General features: G+C 41.9%; 7 protein-coding genes and 3 pseudogenes. 1 reads left to right on the top strand and 9 read right to left on the bottom strand.

The annotated features are described in order from the left end of the window. Positions 1-81: 81 nt before the first annotated feature. The 9 genes and pseudogenes from DCCM_RS18350 to DCCM_RS00010 form a co-directional block, all read right to left on the bottom strand. Complete coding sequence (locus DCCM_RS18350; protein WP_165791962.1) at positions 82-252, bottom strand: hypothetical protein; 171 nt, start codon at positions 250-252, stop codon at positions 82-84. Continuing rightward, the gene (locus DCCM_RS00050) at positions 249-854 is read right to left on the bottom strand and encodes a PEP/pyruvate-binding domain-containing protein (protein ID WP_104370438.1); all 606 of its coding nucleotides are present in this window, start codon (positions 852-854) and stop codon (positions 249-251) included. The genes DCCM_RS18350 and DCCM_RS00050 overlap by 4 nt, the downstream gene beginning before the upstream one ends. A 16-nt stretch (positions 855-870) precedes the next feature. Further along, positions 871-1,482 (bottom strand): TetR/AcrR family transcriptional regulator, encoded by a 612-nt coding sequence (locus DCCM_RS00045; protein ID WP_104370437.1) that lies wholly within the window; start codon positions 1,480-1,482, stop codon positions 871-873. A gap of 83 nt (positions 1,483-1,565) precedes the next feature. After that, a pseudogene (locus DCCM_RS00040) lies at positions 1,566-1,673 on the bottom strand (ATP-binding cassette domain-containing protein); the annotation flags it as partial. A 170-nt stretch (positions 1,674-1,843) separates the two neighbouring features. Beyond that, the gene (locus tag DCCM_RS00035; protein WP_104370439.1) at positions 1,844-2,410 is read right to left on the bottom strand and encodes a nitroreductase family protein; all 567 of its coding nucleotides are present in this window, start codon (positions 2,408-2,410) and stop codon (positions 1,844-1,846) included. A gap of 475 nt (positions 2,411-2,885) precedes the next feature. Then, a complete protein-coding gene (ppsA, locus tag DCCM_RS00025) occupies positions 2,886-5,501 on the bottom strand; it encodes a phosphoenolpyruvate synthase (protein ID WP_104370435.1) in 2,616 nt (871 codons plus the stop codon). A 267-nt stretch (positions 5,502-5,768) separates the two neighbouring features. Continuing rightward, positions 5,769-6,087 (bottom strand): annotated as a pseudogene (locus tag DCCM_RS00020) (type II toxin-antitoxin system RelE/ParE family toxin). Next, on the bottom strand, positions 6,065-6,355 hold the full coding sequence (locus DCCM_RS00015; RefSeq protein WP_104370434.1) for a type II toxin-antitoxin system prevent-host-death family antitoxin: 291 nt from the start codon (positions 6,353-6,355) through the stop codon (positions 6,065-6,067). The pseudogene DCCM_RS00020 and the gene DCCM_RS00015 overlap by 23 nt, the downstream one beginning before the upstream one ends. A 168-nt stretch (positions 6,356-6,523) precedes the next feature. Further along, a pseudogene (locus tag DCCM_RS00010) lies at positions 6,524-6,705 on the bottom strand (hypothetical protein); the annotation flags it as partial. 230 nt (positions 6,706-6,935) lie between these two features. Here DCCM_RS00010 and DCCM_RS00005 point away from each other — a divergent pair. After that, positions 6,936-7,481 (top strand): MerR family transcriptional regulator, encoded by a 546-nt coding sequence (locus DCCM_RS00005; protein ID WP_104370433.1) that lies wholly within the window; start codon positions 6,936-6,938, stop codon positions 7,479-7,481. Positions 7,482-7,662 lie beyond the last annotated feature (181 nt).

Here is a 7,662-nt window from a genome sequence, read left to right as displayed (position 1 = left end):
CCTGTTTTCTTTATAATTCGACGTTTAAGAGATGATTACCTTGTTTCGCTAAGAAAAGTGGCTCTCTAAATCAAGAGTTTTTCAACACTCTCCTAGCTTTGTAAGCTTTTTACCCAAGGTTAAGGCAAGCACGGCTTTGCTTCCGCTGACGATCAGCCCCCACCATGCCTTTGTGTTATAGGGCTCAAGTTCATGCTTCCATAAGTTCAGTAATTCCTCCCTGGTGTTTACTTTCTTAATAGCTTTCTTCATCCTTCTGCACCAATCCGGCGTGTCTTGAATATAAAGTCATATGCATTTGCTTCTCCGGAAACAAGCTGTTCTCCCAATCCATGCACATAATTGCCTATCATGCTTGCGAAACTCCCTGTTATAGGATCAGCAGTAAACAAAACCCCTGATATTTCAGACGGCACCATCAACTGAACAACTACAGCAATTTGATGAGACTGATCAATACCTTGAACAGAGCTGTACGCTTTTACTCTCTCCGACTGCCTTGATCTAAAGACTGTATAGATGGCTTCCTGTATCTCTTTATCCGTTCCTACATTAAGAACAGTTTCAAATTCCCCTGCAAAGGAGGCTTGGGCTGAGTCTTCGCTTAAAGCAGAGGACCTCACTGCGAATAGCGCTCCTTCATTGTTCTTTCTTATTGCGTTTAGAAATATCAGTATCTCTTGCCAGGCTTTCCTATTTAGCTTTTCTTCCTGAAAAGCCGATGGTAAAACAACAAACCCTTCCGGTACAGGATATCCGCCTTGGAACATTCTGGCCAGCATACCGCCTTTCCCGCCGGCAAAGGCCTGAAGCTCAGAAGTCAACTCCTTAAAGTTTTTTACCATATTTATCATAAGCGCACCCCTTGCTTCACTTTTCAATTCCAAATCGTATCATAGAAAGAAAACCGTTCCTCTGTTCAAGAAAGTCTCGAAGATACGTTTCTTCCAAATCATCACTATTCTCTACATCTGATAAATACTTGTTATCGAAATAATCCAGTGTAAGCATGACCAGTCTGAAAGCCTGCTCACGATCCACGCCTTCTCTAAGAGAAACCTTTTCGAATAAACGTTTCCATTCTTTTTCATTATTAGTAAGCAGCACTCCATATTTATCTTGAATCTCAATTTTAAGTTCATCCGGTGTCGCATAAAAAGCTTCTTTCATAATTCTCATTAAATTGGGATTATTTTTATAATAATTGAATTTGATGATACTTGATTTTTCTTTAGCTTCAAAAAAATCCTGGCTTTCCAATAGTGTATCAAAACCCATTTCAATTCTTCCTTTTTCGATACATCTGTCCAAAACACTAAGATACAGATCTTTTTTGCTCTTGAAATGGTGAAATACTAGTGCTTTGGATATACCAGCCGCGTCCGCCAGCATTGCAGTCGAGGTATTAGCATATCCATATTGAGCAAATACATGAAAACATGCGTCCAAAATTTTTTCTTTATCATAAAGTTGCAAGGGCATGGGATTTACCTCCTTATAACCATACTAACCATAGGTCAATATAAGGATATCACCTTACTGACCGTCGGTCAACATAAATCGTATATGCTATTCATCAGCGTGGATTTTCCCGAGCCGGATGGCCCAAGAATAACACCGATTTTTTCCTTATCCGGCTCCATCCCGATTCCCTTCAGGACTTCATTTACAACGGCGCCGGATTGAAATCGTGTTTATCCGGTTTTCAGGCCGCTAATGGTAGCGCTTGGACTTTGTCCTGCATGTTGTAATCGACAAAAAAACCAGGGAAATGTCCCCCGGCTCGTTGCGCTTTATATAAATTAATACGGCTTTATATGGGTTTGTTGCCATTCGGTTAATATTATCTGACATATGTAATGAGGTTGGGCTTCCTGTCCGGCACATTGACAGCTGCGGCTTTCTTATACCCAAAAACAGCCGAATAGTAAGGTTTGTAGCCATCGGGTATTTTCAGTTCTTTTCGCAATTCAGAACCCTGGGGTGAATTAAACGCCAACAATACAAAGAAAATCCAGCACGACCCCAGTCCCATCGACTCCGCGGCGAGCAGCAAGTTTTCAGTGGCGGCGGCGCAATCCGCTTCCAGAGGTATGGGGGCTTGCTCATTGCCGGAGACTATTATCAGTGTCGGTGCGTCGTACAGACAATTGAACTTCTCATTATTCCCAAGATTCCTAAAATGCTCCATATCCATTTGTTTAGCGGCTTCTTTAGCTGCAAGGTTCAGCCTGTCCAGCAGTTTTTTGTTTTGAATTACTGTAAAATGCCGCCCCTGCTCCCAAGCGTAAGGAGCATACAACCCCGCTTCCAGCATCGCCTGTAATTCTTCCTCCCTAATCTGTTCATCTTTAAAACTTCTGATACTCCTGCGTTGTTTAATGATTTTTAAAGTCTCATTGGCAATCACCAAATCATCCCTTCCTATATTTAGTGCCGTTATTAAAAACCATCATCCCCAAAAAATTGGTAGTTAATTTATTCTGACCATCTTTATTATTATCTTTTACATTAATACCTCCAGAATATTGTAAATTATTGTGACAATATAATAATAAGACCAAACATATGTTCAGGTCAACCGTTAACATATATTTGGCACTCAAAAACTTCAGTTACACTCCGGAAATAGTTTAATGAAATCCTTGCTTCAAATTCGGCATTATTTTTTCAACAATAATACAAAATCTTCGATATGCCCTGAAGATACAAAAGATGCAGCCTGAAGAAACTGCGGATACTTAGGACAGCTGTCTCCTGTCCAGTTCGGTAAAAATCCCGTCCTTCTCCATCAGCTCCCGGTAAGTCCCCGCTCTACAATCCTTCCCTGATCCATCACCAGAATATTATTACAATTCATAATGGTACTCAAAACATCTTCCCCATTATAGTATTTCTACATACCCTTCTGTTCCATGCACGCGAATTCGCTGCCCATCATTTATCAGCTTGGTGGCATTCTCCACTCCGACAACTGCTGGTAAGCCATATTCACGTGCGATAACTGCTCCGTGGGTCATCAGTCCGCCAACTTCGGCGACCAGGCCTTTTATGGATACAAACAATGGTGACCAGCTAGGGTCGGTAAATGAGGTGACTAATATATCTCCATCTTCCAGCTCAGCATCCTCCATGTTTAAGATGACACGTGCCCGTCCCTCTATAACTCCGGAAGAAACAGATAGCCCTACAATAGCTGCGGCTGGGAGATTTTCCCGTTTGTACTCACCTGCGATGATTTCACCATCAGACGTGATAACACGCGGGGGAGTTAGTTTTTCATATAATTTGTACTCGTCTTTTCGTTTGCTGACGATCTGGTAATCCAGTTTATTTGTGCGTACCACTTGGCGAAGTTCTTCAAAAGTGAGATAGTATATATCTTCTTTTTCATGAATAACGTTGGCTTGAAGGAGTTGTTGGGCTTCTTTCAATAAAGCCTGCTTATAAACAAAGTAGCGATTAATCATGCCGTATTTTGGATATTCACGATAACCGATGAAATTCCGGATTAGGTCGATCATTCTTTTTGTTTCTTTGGCTTTTTGTTCACCATCCGGTAATTGCTTCAGTCGATCCAATAACTCTTGTTCTTTTTTCAGAGCTTCCTGTCGTCCTTGCTCGAATTTCCGATGGCCGACATTAGGCTCAAAGTTTTTGATGTTACTGAGAATCATGGGGACAAGTGCAGTTGGTTTTTCGCTCCAACGAGTTTTAGTAATATCGATTTCTCCGGCACATCGCATTCCGTATTTGTTAAGATAAGCATAGATAGCGTCCCGGGCTCCCTGTCCACCAGCAAACTTAACCAGTTCCTCCAAAAAGTTATCATCTTTTACATGTTGTAAATAATCAATTATTTCCGGATAAGGACGAATCACATCTGCCACATCCAATAGCGCCAGACCCATTTCCGAAGTGATATTGTTTGGTACAGATTGAGAAAGCGTGTCTGCTACGCTTTTTTCACCTAACCATTTGTTCATTTTTTCATTGATCCATGATGAAGCATCCATGGCAGCCATAAACACACCTGAACTTTGTGGGTCAAATAAAATATTCTTTAACTCCTGGATATCTTCCAGGATAAAATCAAATAAAGCCGATCCTGATTTCGTTTGGATGTTTTGTTTTAACTCTTCTATCGATGTTTGACTACTCTTAATCAAATCAGAAACGATTGTCGAATTGTTTTCAATTTGTGTAGGAAAACCCGAAGACAACATGCCTTTATTGCTTTTACTTGGACTCTGTTCTTTCTTATCATTTGGTAACGGTTTTATAAAATCTCCTCGCTCTATTATGGTCATGAGTGCGTCTTTTATGAGTGGATCGTGTTGTCCCATGGTATCCAATAAAATTTCTCTGCTGTCAGGTGAAGCCAGCATAGGTGTAACATCAACAAACAACCTTCCACCAGCTTTAAACCTGGGTCCAAAAGATGTTAACCGGAATATCGACATTCCCAATGGTTTCATGGGGTCGGTCATCATTTGCTGATGACCGACAGATACATAAACGTGATTTTCCTGATCATCCGCTTCGGGGATGGGGTATAAAGCAGTGATTGGCCGGCTCTGGACAATGTAAAAGGTATCATCAGCCAAACACCATTCGATGTCCTGGGGGCGGCCGAAATGTTCTTCGATCTTTCTGCCCACGCGCTCAAGCTGCAAAATCTGCTCATCCGTCAGCACTTGCCTATTCTGCTGCTCGGGCGGGAGCTCCTGTTCTTTAGTACCGCCATCTTTTAAGGCATAAATAGCCAGCTTCTTGGTGGATATCTTCTTATCGATAACCTTGCCGTTACGCACTTTATAGATATCAGCATTCACCAGGCCGGAGACCAAGGCCTCGCCAAGTCCGAAGCCGGCATCAATGGATAACACCTTCCTATTAGAAGTGACGGGATCGGCAGTAAACAATATTCCTGCCGCCTGCGGGAAGACCATTTTCTGAACAACCACGGACAGTTGGACTTTACGGTGGTCGAAGCCGTTTTGAAGGCGGTAAATTACTGCCCTCCCGGTATACAGCGAGGCCCAGCACTTGCTGATGTGCTTTAGGATTGCCTCTTTTCCGATAATGTTCAAATACGTATCCTGCTGGCCTGCAAAGGAGGCAGTCGGTAAATCCTCCGCGGTCGCGCTGGATCGTACCGCATAGGCATTTTTTTCTCCAAGCCCGGAGAGGGAGCGGGTGATATCTTCATGAATGTCTTCAGGGATGGCTGTCCCTTCGATGACCCTGCGAATCTCACCGCTAAGTTCACCGATTTTATCCCGGTCTTCCACCTTAAGAAGCGATAACTGATCAAGTAATTCGTTAATCGCCGGCGTTTCCCCAATGATTCTTTTAAAGGCTTCAGTAGTAATACAAAAGCCATCCGGTACGCGTATTCCTTCAATCCTGGAAAACTCTCCCAGATTCGCGCCTTTGCCCCCAACAACCATAAGTTTTGTTTTGTCAATATCCTGAAAACCAAGCACAAAGGAACTCATACATCTCCCCCCTTGGCGATTTCTTCTTTGATAATTTTTATGACATTCTTTCCATAAATAATTCTCTCCAACAAATCGCATTAACGTACTATTGCATTATAGCAGTGGCAAATCGGAACAAATAGTCTGCATTTAGAATTTTTTATATGTTATAATTAAAGTGGGGAAGATTCTTTTTAAAATGAAGCAAACCTTAAAGGCACTAACCAAATGTCAAGGTATAAAGGTATAAATGTATTTCGTTACCACCCTTTTCTATATAAAAGTTCACTGTATCAGCCAGCCATAATCCTGTCTGCAATCCACAATATAGTCAACGTACACCGTCTGATCCTTGCTCTGATACAGAATCAGGTGCCATTTCTCCACAAACATCTTATGATATTTGTTCAGCGGTATAAATTCAGCATTGAGAAATGGAAAACGCTCCGGCATGGTGAAAAGGGAGCGCATCACATCCATTAAATTCACTCTTTGTTTTTCGGGCGGCAGAAGGACTTTTCTGTGCCAGAAAACGCACGTGGCCCGCCAGCATCTGGCGGGCACGGTCGGATACAATCACTTTATATTGAGGCTTCTTTTCCATGTTCCACCTCATCGATAATGCCTTCCAGATAACTATCCAGCTCATCCGGCGTCACTCCGGCGCGTCCGGCCAGACGGTCTTCCTCAACGGCCAGCAGTTCCTCGCGCAGCTTGAGCATTTTTTCACGGCGGGTGAACGCCTCAATATCCATAACCACGAGATCGCCTTCACCGTTTTTCGTAAGATACACAGGCTCCCCGGTGGATTTGCACAAGGCCGCAATTTCATTGTAATTTTGCCTGATGCTTGCGGACGGTTTAATCTGCATGGTATCAACTCCTCGTAGTAACATTCTAACCGTATAATACTCATTTCATGCTATGAAATCAATCAATAATTTTGTTACAGCCTTTCAAGCTCCTTTGGATGTATCGCGCAAAGTGCTGAGAATTAAGGATTCCTACGTATCTTTTCTTTGCATTCCTACTACGCACTACTCGGCAAGGCCACAGTCATTTTCAAAAAACCGATTCTCCTTGGCGATGGCGGCAAGGATTTGCTCCCATACGCCACTGCCTCTTTGGGAGAGATATCCTCCCGGTCATCCTCCGAGCAGTCATACTGAGGATAGCTGACGATTTTCAGCGGGAAAAAGATACGCATTGTTTCATTTACCATTTTGATTACCTCCATTTTTATTGATGATAATTTTAAGCCACAAAAAAGGGCATAAAAAAAGCAGGGTATCTTCGTTAGAAAATGCACCCGTAATTTGTTATTATTTCTGCCAACAAGATTAGGCTAATAACAAATAGATATAATAATTGAAAAGCCTATTGCAACTGACGTAACGTCAGGCTGTATACTTTATTTATCGACAAAAAAATCGTACGAAACGTGGTGAAAGGATGTCAAAAACCACTTGGAAAATCGGTGAGCTTGCAAGCCAGTGCGGAATTACAGTAAGAACACTGCGCCATTATCACCAAATAGGTCTGTTAGTGCCCTCTGAATTTACTGAAGCCGGGCATAGGCTTTACACAAAGGCCGATGTATTAAAACTTCAGCAGATATTGTCTCTAAAACAACTTGGACTTTCATTAGAGGAAATTTACAACTTTATTGAAAATCCGAATTATAATCCGATGCTCGTCGTTCAAGCTCATCTCGAAATCATAAGTGAGCAGATAAAGTTAAAGGAAAAGCTGCGCCATGAGCTTGAACAGGTCCAAACACTGCTGTCATTTAATCAAGATATCAGTGCAGACCAACTATTAAAAATATTGGAGTTGATCCGAATGAAAGAAAATAATTATTTAACACCGGGACTGGTTGAAAAGTTAAAGGCTTTCCACAGCAGCCTTACGGAAGACCAAAAGTCAAGGCTGCAAAAAAAACTGCCGCTAGTAAATGAGACACAAATACAAGCTTTAAAGAAAATGATCTTAAAATAGCACGATATGCAGCAATATCAATCTGTAAATAGTATAAAGGAGAATTGCAATGAATGAAAAATCAGTTCAACAAGAGCATGACATGACCACAGAATTAACTAAACTTGCTGATCGTGCGCAGATCAGTGAGCTGCTGAGCCGTTATTGCAGTTTTGTCGATGACAAATGCTTCAATATTGCG

It is taken from the genome of Desulfocucumis palustris (genome assembly GCF_002933875.1).
GTDB lineage: Bacteria > Bacillota > Desulfotomaculia > Desulfotomaculales > Desulfocucumaceae > Desulfocucumis > Desulfocucumis palustris.
Note: the sequence above shows the minus strand (reverse complement) of the source record. Positions and strands in the feature narration are given on the sequence as shown.